Source organism: Lysobacter sp. Root494 (assembly GCF_001427225.1).
In the GTDB taxonomy this organism is placed as follows: Bacteria; Pseudomonadota; Gammaproteobacteria; order Xanthomonadales; family Xanthomonadaceae; genus Agrilutibacter.
In genome coordinates this window covers 50,207-68,159 of sequence record NZ_LMFH01000001.1, presented here as the reverse complement: position 1 = coordinate 68,159, position 17,953 = coordinate 50,207, and the positions used below count along the sequence as shown (strand labels likewise).

Below are 17,953 nucleotides of genomic sequence, written 5' to 3'. Positions count from 1 at the left end.
TTCACGATTCGCGCATGTTTGCGCCGCTGATTCGCCCGTTTCAACGCAGTAAATGCGACGCCCGGCGTTCAGCCCACTGCTATAATTTCAACCGATTTTCAAGGCACTTCTGGGGTGCCGCGAAGTCTTTCCGACGATCCCCAATTTCCAAATCCCCGCAGCCACGCACGCGGTTTGTCCTGCCGCGCCCGGAGCCACGCCATGACCAGCACCGCCGAACTCAGCTCGCCGTCCTCGGCGAACACCGCGCTTACCAACAGCGTGGTCGATCCCGACTACACGCTGGACCACAAGTACAGCCGTGTCGAAGGCCGCATCTACCTGTCCGGCGTGCAGGCCCTCGTCCGCCTTCCGCTGATGCAGCGCCTGCGCGACCAGGCCGCGGGCCTGAACACCGGCGGCTTCATCTCCGGCTACCGCGGCTCGCCGCTGGGCGGCTTCGACCTGGAGCTGTGGCGGGCTAAGAAGCACCTTGAAGCCGCGGGAGTGAAGTTCACCCCGGGCCTCAACGAAGACCTCGGCGCGACCATGGTCTGGGGCTCGCAGCAGACCAACCTGTTCCCGGGCGCCAAGGTCGATGGCGTCTACGGCATGTGGTACGGCAAGGGCCCGGGCGTGGATCGCTGCGGCGACGTGTTCAAGCACGCCAACGCCGCGGGCACCGGCAGGCTCGGCGGCGTGCTCGCCCTGGCGGCCGACGACCATGCCTGCCGTTCCTCGACGTTGCCGCACGGCTCCGAGCACGAATTCGTCAGCGCGATGATGCCGGTACTCAACCCGGCCGGCGTGCAGGACATCCTCGACATGGGCCTGGTCGGCTGGGCGATGTCGCGCTACACGGGGCGCTGGGTCGGCTTCAAGACGATCGCCGAAACGGTGGAGTCGTCGGCATCGGTCGACGTCAATCCGCTCGCGCTCGACATCGTCATCCCGACCGATTTCGAGATGCCCGAAGGCGGCCTCAACATCCGCTGGCCGGATCCGCCGCTCAACCAGGAAATGCGCCTGCACCAGTACGCGGTGAAGGCCGCGCAGGCGTTCGCGCGCGCCAACCGCCTCGACCGCATCGTGCTCGATTCGCCGAACGCGCGCCTGGGCATCATCACCACCGGCAAGTCGTATCTCGACGTGCTGCAGGCGCTGGAATACCTCGGCCTCGACGCGCGCGCCTGCGCGGACCTCGGCATCCGCGTCTACAAGGTCGGCATGACCTGGCCGCTGGAACCGGTCGGCCTGCGCCACTTCGCGCGCGGCCTGCAGGACATCGTGGTGGTCGAGGAGAAGCACGCCTTCATCGAAAGCCAGATGAAGGAATACATGTACAACTGGGCCGAGCGCCCGAGCGTCGTCGGCAAATATGACGAGAGCGGCGAATGGATCCTGCCTTCGACCGGCGAACTCACGCCGGCGCGCATCGCGGGTGTGATCGCGAAGCGGATCCAGCGCTTCCACAACAGCGAGCACATCGAGAACGTGCTGCGCTGGATGGCCGAGAAGGAATCCGAACTCGCGCTGCCGCGCGCGCAGTTCCCGCGCGTGCCGCACTACTGCTCGGGCTGCCCGCACAACACCTCGACCGTGGTACCGGAAGGTTCGCGCGCGCTGGGCGGCATCGGCTGCCACTACATGGTCACGTGGATGGACCGCAACACCGACACCTTTACCCACATGGGCGGCGAAGGCGTGACGTGGGCGGGCCAGGCGGCGTTCACCGAAACGCCGCACGTGTTCCAGAACCTTGGCGATGGCACTTATTTCCACTCCGGTTCGCTGGCGATCCGCCAGTCGGTCGCCGCCGGCGTGAACATCACCTACAAGATCCTCTACAACGACGCGGTGGCGATGACCGGCGGCCAGCCCGTCGACGGCACGCTGTCGGTGCCGCAGATCGCGCACCAGGTGCGCAGTGAAGGCGTCGAGACCATCGTGCTGGTGTCCGACGACATCGCGAAGTGGTCGGATCATTCGATCTTCCCCAGCGGCATCGAATTCTTCGACCGCAAGGAACTCGACGCGGTGCAGAAGCGCCTGCGCGAGGTGAAGGGCGTCTCGGTCCTGATCTACGACCAGACCTGCGCGACCGAGAAACGCCGCCGCCGCAAGCGCGGCAAGATGGTCGATCCGAACAAACGTGTCGTCGTCAATTCGCTGGTGTGCGAAGGCTGCGGCGACTGCGGCAAGAAGTCGTTCTGCGTGTCGGTACTGCCGAAGGAAACCGAGTTCGGCCGCAAGCGCGACATCGACCAGAGCAACTGCAACAAGGACTATTCCTGCGTCAACGGCTTCTGCCCCAGCTTCGTCACCGTCGAAGGCGGGGCACTGAAGAAGAAGAAAGGTTCGTCGGCCAAGGATCGTCTCAGCGACCTGCCGATGCCGACGCTGCCTTCGCTCGAGCAACCCTGGAACATCCTGCTCACCGGCGTCGGCGGCACCGGCGTCGTCACCATCGGCGCGCTGCTCGGCATGGCCGGTCATCTCGAAGGCAAGGGCTCGACCGTGCTCGACCAGACCGGTCTCGCCCAGAAGGGCGGCGCGGTGACGACGCACATCCGCATCGCGAAGACGCCGGCCGACATCCACGCCGTGCGCATCGCCGCAGGCGAAGCCGACCTCGTGCTCGGCTGCGACATGGTCGTAGTCAACGACTACTGGGTGCTGTCGAAGATCCGCACCGGCCGCAGTCACGTCGTGCTCAACAGCTACGAGGCGATGCCGGGCACGTTCACCACGCGTCCCGACATGCAGTTCCCGGCGACCGACATCGTGTCCGCGATCAGCAAGGCGCTGGGAAGCGATGCGCAGGCCGCCGCCAAGCTGTCGCTCGTCGACGCCACCCAGCTCGCCACCGCACTGCTCGGCGATGCGATCGCGACCAACCTCTTCATCCTCGGCTACGCCTGGCAGAAGTCGCTGGTGCCGATCGCGTTCGACTCGCTGATGCGCGCGATCGAACTCAACGGCGCCGCGGTCGATATGAACAAGACCGCGTTCGCCTGGGGCCGCCTCGCCGCGATCGATCCGACGGGCGTCGCCGAAGCCGCGGGCCTGATCCGCAACGCGCCGACCGCCGCTGAAGCCACGCCACGCGAGCTGCCGATGCTCAAGGCCGGCGCGTGGGAAGGCAACGAATGGGGCGCCACGTCCGCGCCGCGCAACACGCGTCACGAAGACGAGTTGCGCCACGTGCCGGCGCATGGCGACGACAACGTGTCGTTCCTGCCGCTCGACGATGCGCGCCTGTCGCGTTCGCTCGACGAGCTGGTCGCGCGCCGTATCGCCTTCCTCACCGATTACCAGGACGCCGCGTACGCGAAGCGCTACACCGACTTCGTCGCGAAGGTGCGCGAAGCCGAAGAGCGCAGGGCGCCGGGTTCGACCGACCTGACCGAAGCCGTCGCCCGCTACGCGTTCAAGCTGATGGCCTACAAGGACGAGTACGAAGTCGCGCGCCTGTACACCAGCGGCGACTTCCAGAAGAAGCTGGCGCAGCAGTTCGAGGGCGACTTCAAGCTGAAGTTCCACCTCGCGCCGCCGCTGCTGGCGAAGAAGGATGCGCAGGGCCGCCTGGTCAAGCAGGAATTCGGCCCGTGGGTGTTCACCGCGTTCAAGTGGATGGCGAAGCTGCGCCGCCTGCGCGGCACCGCGTTCGACATCTTTGGCAGGACCGAAGAGCGGAAGATGGAGCGCCAGCTGATCGCCGACTACTTCGTGACGATCGACGGCCTGCTCGGCAAGCTCGACCGCGGCAACGTCGACCTCGCCGCCGAGATTGCCTCGATCCCGGAACACATCCGCGGCTACGGCCACGTCAAGGAAGAACATCTGCACAAGGCCAAGGCACGCGAAGCGGAGTTGCTGAAGGAATGGAGCAACCCGCTGCGGATCGTGAAGGTCGCCTGATCCGCAAAGCCGAAAAGCCCCGCGAAAGCGGGGCTTTTTTTGTTGCCGCCATTCCGCAGCACTGTTGCGCCGGGCCCGCCCCGTGGACGTCTCCATGTCACTGCGCCTTCGTAGATCGCGCTTGCCCCGCTCTGCACGGCACCAACGCGGCTGCGCGAATCGCGCTACACCCGTCGCCCACTCGCACGCATCACCTGGTCGAAGCGGTCCCAGCGCAGGCGCCGGCGATAGACGTTGTTGGTCGGGCGCCACTCGACCGCACCCTTCGACACCAGCAGCGTGCCGAAGCGCACGCCGTCGCGCATCACCACGAATTCGATGTCCTCGCGTCCGAGCGACCGTTCCGGGACGCTGAAAGTCACTGTGTGCGCCATGTTGTGCTCCCGTCATGCGGATCACCCGCGTACGAAGACCCTACCCGTTCGGGGGTGCACCCGGCATCGCCAACGCTTCCCCGCCCGATTCAGGCCAGTTTTTCGCGCTCGCGTGAAGCACGCAGGCGTTTTCCCGTGTCCTGCGCGTCGCCGTAAACGCGTTGTCTCCCGCGTAACGGCCCATGCGGCCGCCGGAAGCCGCTGTCCATGGTGTTCAACTCCCTGACGTTCGTCGTCTTCTTCGCCTGTGTGCTGGTGCTGCACAACCTGCCCCTGGGCTGGACGACGAAGAAGGCCAACCTGCTGGTGGCCAGCTACCTCTTCTATGCGGCGTGGAACCCGCCGTTCGTCGTGCTGCTATGGATCTCGACCGTGGTCGACTGGTGGGCGGCGAAGAAGCTGGTGTCCGCGGAGCATCCGCATGCGCGCCGCTCGTGGATGCTGCTGTCGGTGGTGGTCAACCTCGGCATGCTCGGCTACTTCAAGTACGGCGGCTTTTTGATGGAGAACTTCAGCGCGCTGATGGCGTCGCTCGGCGTCATGTACCAGCCGCCGAAGCTCGACATCGTGCTGCCCGTCGGCATCTCGTTCTACACCTTCGCCACGCTCTCCTACACGCTCGACATCTACCTGCGGCGCGCGAAACCGGCGAGCAGCTTCCTCGACTACGCGCTGTTCGTCACCTTCTTCCCGCACCTCGTCGCCGGCCCGATCATGCGCCCGACCGAACTGGTGCCGCAGTTCGCACACGAGCGCCGTGCCACTGCGCAGCAGCTGCAATTCGGGCTCGCGTTGATGGTGCTCGGCCTGTTCCAGAAGATCGTGCTCGCCGATGCCTTCCTCGCGCCCGCCGCCGAGGCGGTGTACGACGGACACGGCGCGGCCGGCGCACTGGATGCATGGATGGGAACGCTGGCCTTCAGTGGGCAGATCTTCTGCGACTTCGCCGGTTATTCGACGACGGCGATCGGTGCGGCGATGTGCCTGGGCTTCGCGATGCCCGACAACTTCCGTTTTCCGTACGCGGCGGTGGGTTTCTCCGATTTCTGGCGGCGCTGGCACATCACGCTGTCGGCGTGGCTCCGCGATTACCTGTACATCCCGCTCGGCGGCAACCGGCACGGCGCGTCGCGCACCTACTTCGCGCTGATGGCGACGATGCTGCTTGGCGGTCTCTGGCACGGCGCGAGCTGGACGTTCGTGGTGTGGGGTGGATTGCACGGGCTGTATCTCGCGGTCGAACGCATGTTGCGCACGCGCTTCGCCGGCTACACACCGGGGCCGTTCGCGTTCTTCCTGCTCGGCCTGCTGACTTACGCACTGGTCAACATCACCTGGGTGTTCTTCCGCGCGAAGACGTTCACCGGGGCGTGGACGATGCTGCGCGGCATGTTCGGTTTCAACGCCGATGCCACGCCGATCCTGCAAACCGCCGATCTTGCAATGGTCGCGTTGATCGTCGGCGGCATCGTCGCCGCGCACTGGCTCATGCGCAGCCGCACGCTGGAAGCGATGGTTGCGCGACAACACCCGGTGCCGCTGACCGCGGCGCTGGGCCTGATGGCGTTCGCGGTGGTCGCAGCACAAGGGGCGGGCAATGCCTTCATCTATTTCCAGTTCTGACGCGCTCGCATCCGGAGCGTCGACTGCGGTTCTCGCCGATGCCGCCGTGCTGGCGGCCGAAGGCATCGCGATGCCGCAACAGTTCGAGCGTCCCGGTTTCGTCCGCCTGACCGCATCCGATCGTCCCGGCGTCGCGCAACCCGTGCCCGAGCGCGACATCCCGCCGCAGCCATGGGGCCGCATCCTGCTCGGTGCCGCCCTGTTGTTCCTGCTGCTGATGGCAGCGTGGGAAGCGTACTGGCGCGACTTTGGCGCCGTCCCCGGCTATCGCAACAGCAATGGCGCATGGGCCGAACAGCGCCGCCGCATCGACCAGGGCGAAGGCAGCAAGACCGTGCTGATCGGCTCGTCGCGCATCCTGTTCGACGTGCAATTGCCGGTGTGGGAACGGTTGAGCGGCGAGCGCCCGATCCAGCTCGCGCTCGAGGGCACTTCGCCAGTGCCGGTGCTGGAAGATCTCGCGAAGGACCCGAATTTCACCGGCCGGCTGGTGATCGGCGTGGCACCGGACCTGTTCTTCAGCGGCTTCGCCTATCGCGGCGAGGCGATCGAACACTTCCACAAGCAAGGGCCATCGCAACGCAGCGGCCATTGGCTGTCCAAGCGGCTGCTGGAACCGTACTTCGCCTTCTACGATCCGGATTTCGCGCTCGCCACGGTGATCCGGCGGCAGGAATGGCCGCAACGCTCCGGGCTGCGCAGGGACACGCGCGTGCGCAAGCTGATGGTGCAGTACGGTCCCGATCGCAGCACTCGCATGTGGCGCAAGGTCGAAGTGGATGCGTCCTATCGCGCCCTCGCCCGCAGCATCTGGACGGAGCGGCTCACCGGGCCGCCGCCGCCGATGATGGATACGCCGGAGAAGGCGCAGCAGCTGGCCGCCGCGCAGATCGATCGCGCCGCCAGGGCCGTCGCAACGTTGCGCGCACGCGGTGTGCGGGTGGTCTTCGTGCGGCCCCCGAGCGCTGGCGACTACTACGCGTTCGAACAGAAGGCGCTGCCCCGCGCGCGCACCTGGGACGTGTTGCTGCAGCGTACCGGCGCGACGGGCATCCACTTCGAGGACCACGCGCAGCTGCAAGGCTACGAGCTGCCCGAGTGGTCCCACCTGACCGCTGCCGATGCCCGCCGCTTCACGACCCAGCTGCAGCCCTTGGTGGAACGCGAGTTCCGTCGCCAGGAAGCCGCGCGCGGGCAGGTGGCCGCGGCGCGCTGAGCCGCGTCTCAGTCGCCTCCGCCCACGGCACGCCGCCATACCAGCGTGCGGTTGTTCGCGGGCATGGCGACATCGTCGACCAGCGCCAGCCCGATGTTTCGCGCAAGGGCATCGATCGCCTCGAAATCGCGGATGCCCGAACGCGGATCACGCGCCTTCAACCACGCATCAAACTCGCGATTGCTGTCGCTGCTGTACTCGCCGCCGTAATTGAACGGCCCATACACCGCGAGTACGCCTCCGGCTTCCAGCACGGCGTCGATACCGGCGAAGAAGCGCTCCACCTCTGTCCAACCCATGATGTGCAGCGTGTTGGCGCTGAAGACCGCATCGAAGCGGCGTCGCGGCCATTCGCCGCTCACATCGAGTGCGAGCGGGTCGGGCGTGTTGGCGAGCGGGGCTTCATCGAGCCACAGGCGGATACCGGGCAGGTGTTCGGCGCGATCGGAGCATTGCCAGCTCAACCATGGCATCGCCGCAGCGAAATGCACGGCGTGCTGGCCGGTGCCGCTGCCGATTTCCAGCACGCTGCGGCTATCGGCGAAACAGCCGCGCAGCACGGCGAGGATCGGCTCGCGATTGCGCTCGCAGACAGGCGCATGGGCTTTTGTCATGGGTCCTCTCCTGCTGCTTCCATTTCGCTAACGACTGCTTGCACGCGATTTGAACAAATCGGCAGTCGGCACAGTACTGGCGCATGAAACCACGCGCAGGCAGGCCGCGATTTACTTCCAGCACACATGGCCGGTGCAACACTGCCGCCTCCCCTGGAGGAGAACCGCAATGTCCCGCTATCTGCTGCCCCTGTCCGCCTGCCTGATGCTGTCGATGGCCGCATGTGCGACCACCGACGAAACCGCTTCGGCCGAATCCGCCACGCCCGAAGCCAGCGCTTCGGCCAGCACGACCGATACCACCGGCACCTCGACGACCAGCACCACGTCGGCGCCGACCCCGACTTCAACGACGACCACCACCAGCACCACCAATTCGGCGACGTCCTGCAATGCCGAGGCCGCGCGCAGCATCGTGGGCAAGTCGGCATCCGCCGATGTCGTCGAACAGGCCCGATCCGCCGCGGGCGCGGAAACCGCGCGCACGCTCAAGGCCGGCGAGACCACGACGATGGAGTTCAACGGCAACCGGCTGAACATCGATGTCGATGCCAACAACATGGTGACGAATGTCAGGTGTGGCTGACGCGCCGGCTGCGGGTGACGCACAAGGTCCATCCTGGTTGCATCGACAGGTGCAGGAAGCGTCGATAACACCTCGTTCCGGGCATGATTGGCCCGGAACGACCCGCATCTGAGTGGTTTCCGGCATATATCGGGCTGGCATCGGCCTTGCATACTCCAGAGGCATGCGCCGTCCCGTCTGGATCATCGTTGGCCTGCTCATCCTTGGCCTGTGGCTGTGGTCGCAGCACTACGCGCATGCGCCGGTGCAGGCCCCAAACGCCACGTCGCAGGTCGCGGGGCCGTCGACTTCGCCGTTCTCGCTGCCTCCGAACGAACCCGCTTCGTCGCCGCAACCTGCGGCCGAAGCCGCGCACTCCTATCCCGAACTTCTGCCGCCGGAAGCGCACGACGTCCTCGAGCGGATCGCGCGCGGTGGCCCCTTCGAATACCGGCAGGATGGCAGCGTGTTCCAGAACCGGGAACATCGTTTGCCCGCACAACCGCGCGGCTACTACCACGAGTACACGGTGGAGACGCCGGGGTCGCGTGACCGCGGCGCGCGCCGCATCATCACCGGTGGCGAGCCTCCGCGCGAGTACTGGTACTCCGACGACCACTACCGCAGCTTCCAGCCTTTCAAGGTGTCGCCGTGATGGCCGTCGACGTGCGTGAAGTGCTGGCCGACCCGGCGCAGGGCGGCGCGTATTTCGTCGATGCGCGCGAAAGCGCGGCGCTGTCAGATGCGGCGGAGGCGCTGGATTTCCGCGTCGCGCACATCGACCTGGCGGGCTGCAGCGACAAGGATTCGGTGCTGCGCGCCTTCGCGAAGGCGTTGCGGTTTCCGCAGTGGTTCGGCGGCAACTTCGACGCACTGGCCGACAGCCTCGGCGACCTCTCGTGGCTCTCCGCCGACGGTTACCTGCTGCTGCTCGAACACAGCGATGCCTGGCGCGGGGCGGACGACGAGAACTTCGCCATCCTGCTCGATGTCCTCAACGAGGCTGCCGTGACCTGGGGCGACCTGGGCGTGCCATTCTGGGCGCTGATTCCGCTGCCGCAGGAACAGCTGGAAAAGCTAGCGTTCTGATTCGCAACGTGCGTTGTACAACGCGTCGCATCACTGCAAATGATTCGTACCGTGCGCGGTGCGCACGCTGCAACGCGGCCCCGTGCGCACAGCGCCGCTACGGCAAATGGCGTGGTGCGCGCAGCCTCGCCTCAGACCCTGTCGTCCAGCCCACGCACGCCCGATTCGCGCGCGCAATGCGCGCAGCAGTAGAACCGGCCGTCGTGCTCGGAACCGTGCCCGATGATCTTGCAACCGCAGTGCGCGCAGACCGGCGCCAGTGCGTGGATCGCGCATTCGAACGCGTCGAAGGTGCCGCGCCCGCGCGGGCCGTCGATGGTGAATGCCTTGTCGTAATCGTTGCCGCAGACGTCGCAACGGGCCATGGCGATGCTCCGTGTCGCGAGGGAGCATGCAGTGTCGCGCGGCACCCGTGAGCCGCGCGTCGTCTTCGCGTCCCACGGTCTTGTAGCGCCTCGCCTGCGCGGGGCGCTTTTGATCTTTGGCGAGAAAGCCAACAGCACCGCGCAGGCGCGGTGCTGCAAAGATCACGCCGGTTGCGGCACGCCCTGCGGGGCGCGCGCGAAGCGCCACGCCATGCCCAGCGCCACCACCAGCAGCAGACCCGCGGCCCAGAACGGCGCGCCCGGCTGGTGCAGCACACCCTGCGTGCTGATGAAGAACGCGAAGATGCCCGTGTAGAACTGCGGCGCGAGGATGCCGGCCAGGCTCATCAGGCTGCTCAGCGCGCCCTGCACGCGGCCCTGCATCGTGCGATCGACCTGCTTGGTCACCAGCGCCTGCGTCGCCGGCATCGCGAAGCCCCAGAACGCCATGATCGGAATGCCGGCGAGGAACCACGCACCGCTCGGCGCCCAGCCATAGATCGTGAAGCCGACGACGCCCGCGCACAGGCCGAACATCAGCGCACGCCGCTCGCCCCATGCCTTCACCGCGTGCTTCACCAGTCCTGCCTGCACGATCACGCCGCACAGGCCAACGACGCCCAGCACCATGCCGACCTGTCTGGGGTGCCACTGGAACCGGTAGTCGGCGAACAGCACGAAGATGTTCGGATAGACGAAGTGGGCGAGATTGATCAGGAAGACCACCGCGGCCAGTCCCCAGATCTTCGGGTAGCTGCGCAGCAGCTTGAGCGAGCCCAGCGGATTGGCATGGCGCCAGTCGAACTTCGCCGAACGATGCTCGCGCGGATGCGATTCGGGCAGCACGAACCAGCCATAGACGAAGTTGCACAGCGCCAGGAACGCCGCACCCCAGAACGGGAAGCGCAGGTCGACTTCGCTCAGCAATCCACCGAGCACCGGCCCGACGATGAAGCCCAGGCCGAACGCCGCGCCGAGCATGCCGAACGCCTGCGCGCGCTTCTCCGGCGCCGTGATGTCGGCGATGTAAGCATTGGCGGTGGTGAAACTCGCGGAGAAGATCGCGGAGATGACGCGGCCGACCAGCAGCCACGGCATCGAGTTGGCCAGCGCCATGAAGATGAAGTCGACACCGAGCCCGAAGCACGACAACAAAATCACCGGGCGGCGGCCGAAGCGGTCCGACAACGTGCCCTGGATTGGCGCGCTGACGAACTGGATCGCCGAGAACAGCACGCCGAAGATGCCGATCCAGTGCGCGGCGCTGATGGTGTCGCCGCCGGCGAACTGCTTCACCAGCAGCGGCAGCACCGGAATGATCAGCCCGAACGCGAGGATGTCGATCAGGACGGTGATGAAGATGAAGATCAGCGCGGCTTTGCGCGCGCCGGTTGCAGTGTCGGTCACGGGAATTCGCTTTGGAATTGCGAGCGCGGAGTTTAGCGCGTGGATTGCGGGGTTGAGCGGCAGCAATTGCGGTTCGTACCGTCGCCGCTTCATGACTTCGCAGGATGGATGAGCCGCAAGGCGAAGCCCATCAGCCCGACGAACAACCTCTTCGATAAGTCGCCCGGCTTCGCAGTGGCGAGCTGCTGCGTTCACTCGTCCTACGGAAGGCGGATGAGGGCGCATTGTTCTTGTTTCTTCGCTGCGCCCGCCCCTCACCCTGCTTCGCTGCGCGAAGCTGTCCCTCTCCCGCAAGCGGGGCGAGGGTGGACGCCCGCCGCTTTGAAACGGCCCGAAACAGTTTCACTTTCAACTACTTATCCCGGCAAAAAACCATTTGCGGCGCTGCACAAAACATGATCTAGTCGGGTCATCCAGGGAGTCAGGCCGGCCGGACCGCGCAAGCGAACCGAGGAACGCCGTCTCTGCGATTTCCCAACCCAGATTCCGCAAACACCGGAGCTGCTCCGCTTCACCTGACCGTTTCGAGGACGCCAATGGACGCCAGCCCCCAATCGGGCCCGCAAGGTTTGTACAACCCGCGCGACGAGCGCGATGCCTGCGGCTTTGGACTGATCGCCCAACTCGACGACGCTCCCTCGAAACAACTGGTACAGCGCGCGATCGATGCGCTTGTGCGCATGACCCATCGCGGTGGCGTCGCCGCCGATGGCCTGAGCGGCGATGGCTGCGGTGTGCTGATTCGCAAGCCCGACGCGTGGCTGCGCGCGCTCGCAGGCGAGGCGAAGATCACCCTCGGCCAGCTCTACGCCGCCGGCCTCGTGTTCCTGCCGCATGACGAAGCCGAAGCCGCGCGCGCGCGCGAAGCGGTCGGCGCCGCACTGCGCGAAGTGCAGCTCGCTGCCGCCGGTTGGCGCGTGGTGCCAGTAGATGTCAGCGCCTGCGGCGCGCGCGCGCGCGCCTCGATGCCGCGCATCGAACAGCTGTTCGTCGTGCCCGCGCTCGACATCGACGGCGCGCGGCCGACGCCGGAAAAATTCCAGCACTCGCTGTTCCTCGCCCGCCGCCGCGCCGAACAGCGCCTGCGCGACATTGACGACTTCTATGTGGTGACGCTCTCCGCGCACGCGATCGGCTACAAGGGCATGGTCCTGCCCGATCGCCTCACCCAGCTCTATCCCGACCTGCAGCGCGAGGAACTGGCGAGCAGCGCCGTCGTCTTCCACCAGCGCTTCTCCACCAACTCCGCGCCGCGCTGGCCGCTGGCGCAGCCGTTCCGCCTGCTCGCGCACAACGGCGAGATCAACACGATTTCCGGCAATCGCGCCTGGGCGCAGGCGCGCGCGCACGAGTGGCGCACGAAGGACCTGGATCCACGCGAATTCGATCCGGTGATCACCAACGACGGCTCGGATTCGCAGTCGCTCGACAACATGCTCGAACTGCTGCAGGCCGGTGGCTGGGACCTGCTCAAGGCGATGCGCATCCTGATTCCACCGGCCACGCAATCGCTGGAATACAAGGACGCCGACCTCGCCGCGTTCTACGACTACTACGCGATCAATTCCGAACCGTGGGACGGCCCGGCCGGCATCGTCACCACCGACGCGCGCTTCGCCGCGTGCACGCTCGACCGCAACGGCCTGCGCCCGGCGCGGTGGGTGAAGACGTTCGACCGCCATTTCATGATCGCCTCGGAAGCCGGCGTGTTCGACCTCGACGAAGCCAACGTCGAAGCGAAGGGCAAGCTCGGCCCCGGCGAGATGATCGCCGCTGATCTGCAGGACGGCGTCGTCCTCGACAGCGAAGCCATCGACGCGATCAACCGCGCGCGCGCGCCGTACAAGCGCTGGCTGAAGCAGGGCATGACCTACCTGCACAGCGAGCTGATCGACCCGAGCCTCGCCGCCGAACCGTTCGATCACGAAACACTGGCGCGCTTCCAGAAACTCTTCCAGCTCACCCGCGAGGAACGCGAACAGGTGCTGCGCCCACTCGCCGAAAGCGAGCAGGAAGCCGTCGGCTCGATGGGTGACGACGTGCCGATGGCGGTGCTGTCGCAACAGGTGCGCCCGCTGTACGACTGCTTCCGCCAGGCCTTCGCGCAGGTGACCAATCCGCCGATCGACCCGCTGCGCGAGGACTGCGTGATGTCGCTGGTCACGCAGCTCGGGCAGGAAGGCAACATCTTCGCCGACGACGTCGATGAGAACGATCCCGATGGAAGCGGCGGCGCGAAGGCCGTGCACCACGTGATGCTCAATTCGCCGGTGATGTCGCAGCGCAAGCTGCGGCAGATCCTGTCGATGCCGCCGTTCGCCGGCGCGCACCAGGTGATCGACCTGCAGTTCGATGCCGAAGAAGGCATGGAAGCCGCGATCCATCGCATCTGCGCGGAATGCGAAGCCGCGGTGCGCGACGGCGTGATCTTCCTGCTGCTCAGCGACCGCTATCCGCAGCCGGACAAGCTGATGCTGCACGCGCTGCTCGCCACCGGCGCGGTGCACCACCATCTCATTCGCGTGGGCCTGCGCTGCAAGGGAAATATCATTGTCGAGACCGGCACCGCGCGCGATCCGCACCACTTCGCCTGCCTGATCGGTTTCGGCGCGACCGCGGTGTATCCGTATCTCGCCTACCAGACGCTGCACGACCTCGGCGTGCGCGGAATTTTGAAAACGAAACACGGTGAAGTCGCACAGATCGGCCGCAGTTACCGCCGCGGCGTGAAGAAGGGCCTGCTCAAGATCATCTCGAAGATGGGCATCGCCACCATCGGCAGCTATCGCGGTGCGCAGCTGTTCGAGATCATCGGGCTCGATCGCGAAGTCGTCGACCTGTGCTTCGCCGGCACGCCCGCGCGCATCGATGGCGCCGGCTTCGATGCGCTGCAGGCCGACGCACAGCACCTCGCCGAGCACGCCTGGAATGCGAACGCACTGCCGGAGATCGGCGGCCTGCTGAAGTACCTGCCCGGCGGCGAATACCACCTGTTCAATCCCGACGTCGTCATCTCGCTGCAGCGCGCGGTGAGCACGGGCGAATGGAGCGACTGGCAACGCTATGCCGAAGCGGTGAACGAGCGTCCGCCCGCCGCGCTGCGCGACCTGCTGCAACTGAAGACCGCCGCGACACCCATTCCGCTCGAGGAAGTCGAGCCGGTCGAGGCCATCGTGCGCCGCTTCGACAGCGCGGCCATGTCGCTGGGTGCGCTGTCGCCGGAAGCGCACGAAGCGCTCGCCATCGCGATGAATCGTCTCGGTGGCCGCAGCAATTCGGGCGAAGGCGGCGAGGACCCGATGCGTTACGGCACCGGCAAGGTGTCCAAGATCAAGCAGATCGCCTCGGGCCGTTTCGGCGTCACGCCGGAATATCTCGTCAACGCCGAAGTGCTGCAGATCAAGGTCGCGCAGGGCGCCAAGCCCGGCGAAGGCGGACAGCTTCCCGGTCACAAGGTCAACGAACTGATCGCGCGACTGCGCTACGCGATGCCGGGCATCGGCCTGATCTCGCCGCCGCCGCACCACGACATCTATTCGATCGAGGACCTCGCGCAGCTGATCTACGACCTGCGCCAGGTCAATCCGCAGGCGCTGATTTCGGTGAAGCTCGTTTCGCACGCGGGTGTCGGCACGATCGCCACCGGCGTGGTGAAGGCGGGCGCGGATCTCGTCACCATCTCCGGCCACGACGGCGGCACCGGCGCGAGCCCGCTCTCGTCGATCCGCTACGCCGGCACGCCCTGGGAACTGGGCCTGTCGGAAGCGCGACAGGCATTGCTCGCGAACGACCTGCGCGATCGCGTGATCGTGCAGACCGACGGCGGATTGAAGAGCGGCCTCGACGTGGTCAAGGCCGCATTGCTCGGCGCGGAGAGTTTCGGTTTCGGCACCGCGCCGATGATCGCGCTCGGCTGCAAGTACCTGCGCATCTGCCACCTCAACAACTGCGCCACCGGCGTGGCCACGCAGGACGATGCGCTGCGTCGCGATCATTTCACCGGCCTGCCCGAGCGCGTGGAGAACTTCTTCCGCCTGCTCGCCGAGGAAGTGCGGCAGTGGCTGGCGCAGCTGGGCGTGCGTTCGCTCGGCGAAATCGTCGGCCGCACCGATCTGCTCGAGCAGTTCGATGCCGGCAACGTGCGGCAGCGCCAGCCCGATCTCGCGCCGTTGCTCGCCAGCGACGGCCTCGTGCATGGCGGCCATTGCGGCGTGCCTGCGTTGACGAACGCGGTGACGGGCCTCGGCGCGCAACTCGATGCGGACCTGGGCGAGGCCATCGCGCACAAGCGCGGCGGCGAATTCGCTTATCCCATCCGCAACACCGACCGCAGCATCGGCGCACGCCTGTCGGGCCGCATCGCGCGCCTGCATGGCGACAAGGGCATGGCCGATGCGCCGATCACGGTGCGCTTCAACGGCGTCGCCGGGCAGAGCTTCGGCGCGTTCAACGCTGGTGGCCTGCACTTCGAACTTACCGGCGAAGCCAACGACTACGTCGGCAAGGGCATGGCCGGTGGCCGCATCGTGCTGAAGCCATCCGCCGATGCACGCTACGAGACGCGCAACGCGCCGATCCTCGGCAACACCTGCCTGTACGGCGCGACCGGCGGCGAACTGTACGCATCGGGTCGCGCCGGCGAACGCTTCGGCGTGCGCAACTCCGGCGCGATCGCGGTCGTCGAAGGCGCGGGCGACCACTGCTGCGAATACATGACTGGCGGCGTGGTCACCGTGCTCGGCCGCACCGGACAGAACTTCGGCGCCGGCTTCACCGGTGGCCTCGCCTACGTGCTCGACCTCGAACGCGATTTCGTCGACCACTACAACCACGAACTGATCGACATCCTGCGCATCGCCGGCGACGGGATGGAGAACTACCGCTCGCACCTGCGCGACCTGCTGACCGCGCACGTCGCGCACACCGGCAGCGCGTGGGCTTCGAAGATTCTCGACGAGATGCGCGATTTCCTCGGCAAGTTCTGGCTGGTGAAGCCGAAGGCCGCGAGCCTGGAAGCGTTGGCGGAAAACTTGCGGAGGGCTGCGTGATGGTGGCTGCTTTCTGCTCCTACCTGGCTGGTGCTGGTGCTGGTGCTGGTGCCGTTGCTTTTGCTCGTCATTCCCGCGAAAGCGGGAATCCAGTGTCTTTGCTCTTGTTTCGCTCGCAATCTGCACGAAAGTCCCTGGATTCCCGCTTTCGCGGGAATGACGAGCGGAAGGGCAATGCGTTCGTGGCCATGATGAGCCAGAGCCGATGAGCAAGATGTCCACCAAGAAGCCCACCACCGCCAAGCCCGTCTTCGGATTCCGCGAGCAGCCGCGGCAGATGCCCGCACGCATTCCTTTGGCATTGCGCCAGGACGGCAACTGGAGCGAGTTGTACGGTCGCTTCGACCACAGCGAGGCGAAGCAGCAGGCCGGCCGCTGCCTCGATTGCGGTAATCCCTATTGCTCGTGGAAATGCCCGCTGCACAACTACATTCCGCAATGGCTCGAACTCGCGCGCCAGGGCTGCGTGCGGGAAGCCGCGTCGCTATGTCATGAAACCAACCCGCTGCCGGAAATCTGCGGCCGCGTCTGTCCGCAGGATCGCCTGTGCGAAGGCAGCTGCACGCTCAACGACGGCTTCGGCGCGGTCACGATCGGCGCGGTGGAGAAGTACATCGTCGATGCGGCGCTTGCCGAAGGCTGGCGCCCCGATCTGTCCAACGTGGTGGCCACCGGCAAGCGCGTCGCGGTGATCGGCGCGGGACCCGCCGGCCTGTCGTGCGCTGACCGTCTCGCGCGTGCCGGCATCGAAGCCATCGTGTTCGACCGCTACGAAGAGATCGGCGGGCTGCTCCACTTCGGCATTCCCAGCTTCAAGCTCGACAAGACGGTGCTGCGCGTGCGCCGCGAAGTGCTCGACGATATGGGCGTGCAGTTCCGCCTCGGGGTCGAAGTTGGCCGCGACGTGACGCTCGATTCGCTGCTCCAGGAATTCGATGCCGTATTCCTCGGTCTCGGCAGCTATCGCTACACCGATGGCGGCCTGCCGGGACAGGACCTCGCCGGCGTGCTGCCCGCGCTGCCATTCCTCGTGCAGAACGGCCGCATCGTCAGCGGCCTGCATCCGGAAGGCGCGCCGATCGCCGGCTGGGAAGACCACATCGCCTTGCCCGACCTCAAGGGCAAGCGCGTGGTCGTGCTCGGCGGCGGCGACACCGGCATGGACTGCGTGCGCAGCGCGGTGCGCCTGGGCGCGGCGCAGGTGAGCTGCGTGTATCGGCGCGACGAAGCAAACATGCCGGGCTCCGCGCGCGAGGTCGCGAATGCGCGCGAGGAAGGCGTGCAGTTCCTCTTCAACCGCCAGCCATTGGGCCTGCTCGGCACCGAAGCGGTCACCGGCGTGCGCGTCGCCGACACCGTGCTGGGTGAGCCCGATGCGCGTGGCCGCCGCAATGCCGTGGTCGTGCCCGGCAGCGAATCGGTGCTCGCCGCGGACGTGGTGATCATCGCCTTCGGCTTCCAGCCGGATCCGCCGCAGTGGCTGGCCGCACAGGGCATCGAACTCGAGCGCGATGGCCGCATCAAGGTAGGCAAGGAACGTTCGCGCTGCGGTGGCGGTTGCGGCGGTAAGGCGCAGGAAGGCCCGCTACCGTTCCAGACGGCGCATCCGAAGATTTTCGCCGGCGGCGATGCGGTGAGAGGCGCGGACCTCGTCGTCACCGCCGCTTACGAGGGCCGCGAGGCCGCGGCCGCGATCGTGCGCAGCCTGCTGGGTTGATTCCTTCTCCCCGCGTGCGGGGAGAAGGTCGAAGC

At 66.5% G+C, this 17,953-nt stretch carries 12 protein-coding genes; 8 read left to right on the top strand and 4 right to left on the bottom strand.

Features of this window, described 5'->3' with window-relative positions; translation table 11 throughout:
- Window positions 1–201 precede the first annotated feature (201 nt).
- Window positions 202–3,900, top strand: coding sequence for an indolepyruvate ferredoxin oxidoreductase family protein (locus ASD14_RS00280; RefSeq protein ID WP_056127301.1), 3,699 nt, complete (start codon window positions 202–204; stop codon window positions 3,898–3,900).
- Window positions 3,901–4,064: 164 nt separating this feature from the next.
- On the opposite strand, the gene ASD14_RS00275 is transcribed toward ASD14_RS00280, so the two are convergent.
- On the bottom strand, window positions 4,065–4,274 hold the full coding sequence (locus tag ASD14_RS00275; protein WP_056127299.1) for a hypothetical protein: 210 nt from the start codon (window positions 4,272–4,274) through the stop codon (window positions 4,065–4,067).
- A 207-nt stretch (window positions 4,275–4,481) separates the two neighbouring features.
- Here ASD14_RS00275 and ASD14_RS00270 point away from each other — a divergent pair, with 207 nt between their 5' ends.
- Window positions 4,482–5,897, top strand: a complete 1,416-nt coding sequence (locus ASD14_RS00270; RefSeq protein WP_056127295.1) for an MBOAT family O-acyltransferase — start codon at window positions 4,482–4,484, stop codon at window positions 5,895–5,897.
- Window positions 5,872–7,113, top strand: a complete 1,242-nt coding sequence (locus ASD14_RS00265) for a hypothetical protein (RefSeq protein WP_235565263.1) — start codon at window positions 5,872–5,874, stop codon at window positions 7,111–7,113. The genes ASD14_RS00270 and ASD14_RS00265 overlap by 26 nt, the downstream gene beginning before the upstream one ends.
- Before the next feature lie 8 nt (window positions 7,114–7,121).
- On the opposite strand, the gene ASD14_RS00260 is transcribed toward ASD14_RS00265, so the two are convergent.
- A complete protein-coding gene (locus ASD14_RS00260) occupies window positions 7,122–7,727 on the bottom strand; it encodes a DUF938 domain-containing protein (protein ID WP_056127292.1) in 606 nt (201 codons plus the stop codon).
- A 169-nt stretch (window positions 7,728–7,896) separates the two neighbouring features.
- Between ASD14_RS00260 and ASD14_RS15605 the strand changes: the two genes are divergently transcribed.
- The 3 genes from ASD14_RS15605 (at window position 7,897) to ASD14_RS00245 (ending at window position 9,381) form a co-directional block, all read left to right on the top strand.
- Entirely contained in the window at window positions 7,897–8,313 is a 417-nt protein-coding gene (locus ASD14_RS15605; protein ID WP_082538627.1) for an I78 family peptidase inhibitor, read from the top strand.
- A 163-nt stretch (window positions 8,314–8,476) separates the two neighbouring features.
- A complete protein-coding gene (locus ASD14_RS00250; protein WP_056127288.1) occupies window positions 8,477–8,947 on the top strand; it encodes a ribonuclease domain-containing protein in 471 nt (156 codons plus the stop codon).
- Window positions 8,947–9,381: a barstar family protein gene (locus tag ASD14_RS00245; RefSeq protein WP_056127283.1), complete on the top strand. Its 435-nt coding sequence runs from the start codon at window positions 8,947–8,949 to the stop codon at window positions 9,379–9,381. The genes ASD14_RS00250 and ASD14_RS00245 overlap by 1 nt, the downstream gene beginning before the upstream one ends.
- Window positions 9,382–9,512: 131 nt before the next feature.
- On the opposite strand, the gene ASD14_RS00240 is transcribed toward ASD14_RS00245, so the two are convergent.
- Window positions 9,513–9,746 carry a hypothetical protein gene (locus ASD14_RS00240; protein WP_056127280.1) on the bottom strand — a complete coding sequence of 78 codons (234 nt, stop codon included), beginning with the start codon at window positions 9,744–9,746 and terminating at the stop codon, window positions 9,513–9,515.
- 162 nt (window positions 9,747–9,908) lie between these two features.
- Window positions 9,909–11,153 carry a TCR/Tet family MFS transporter gene (locus ASD14_RS00235; RefSeq protein WP_343123451.1) on the bottom strand — a complete coding sequence of 415 codons (1,245 nt, stop codon included), beginning with the start codon at window positions 11,151–11,153 and terminating at the stop codon, window positions 9,909–9,911.
- Between the two features lie 536 nt (window positions 11,154–11,689).
- On the opposite strand from ASD14_RS00235, the gene gltB reads away from it, so the two are divergent.
- Both gltB and ASD14_RS00225 read left to right on the top strand, forming a co-directional pair.
- The gene (gene gltB, locus ASD14_RS00230) at window positions 11,690–16,201 is read left to right on the top strand and encodes a glutamate synthase large subunit (protein WP_056127276.1); all 4,512 of its coding nucleotides are present in this window, start codon (window positions 11,690–11,692) and stop codon (window positions 16,199–16,201) included.
- A 214-nt stretch (window positions 16,202–16,415) separates the two neighbouring features.
- Window positions 16,416–17,918 carry an FAD-dependent oxidoreductase gene (locus ASD14_RS00225; protein ID WP_056128690.1) on the top strand — a complete coding sequence of 501 codons (1,503 nt, stop codon included), beginning with the start codon at window positions 16,416–16,418 and terminating at the stop codon, window positions 17,916–17,918.
- The last annotated feature ends 35 nt before the right edge of the window (window positions 17,919–17,953 follow it).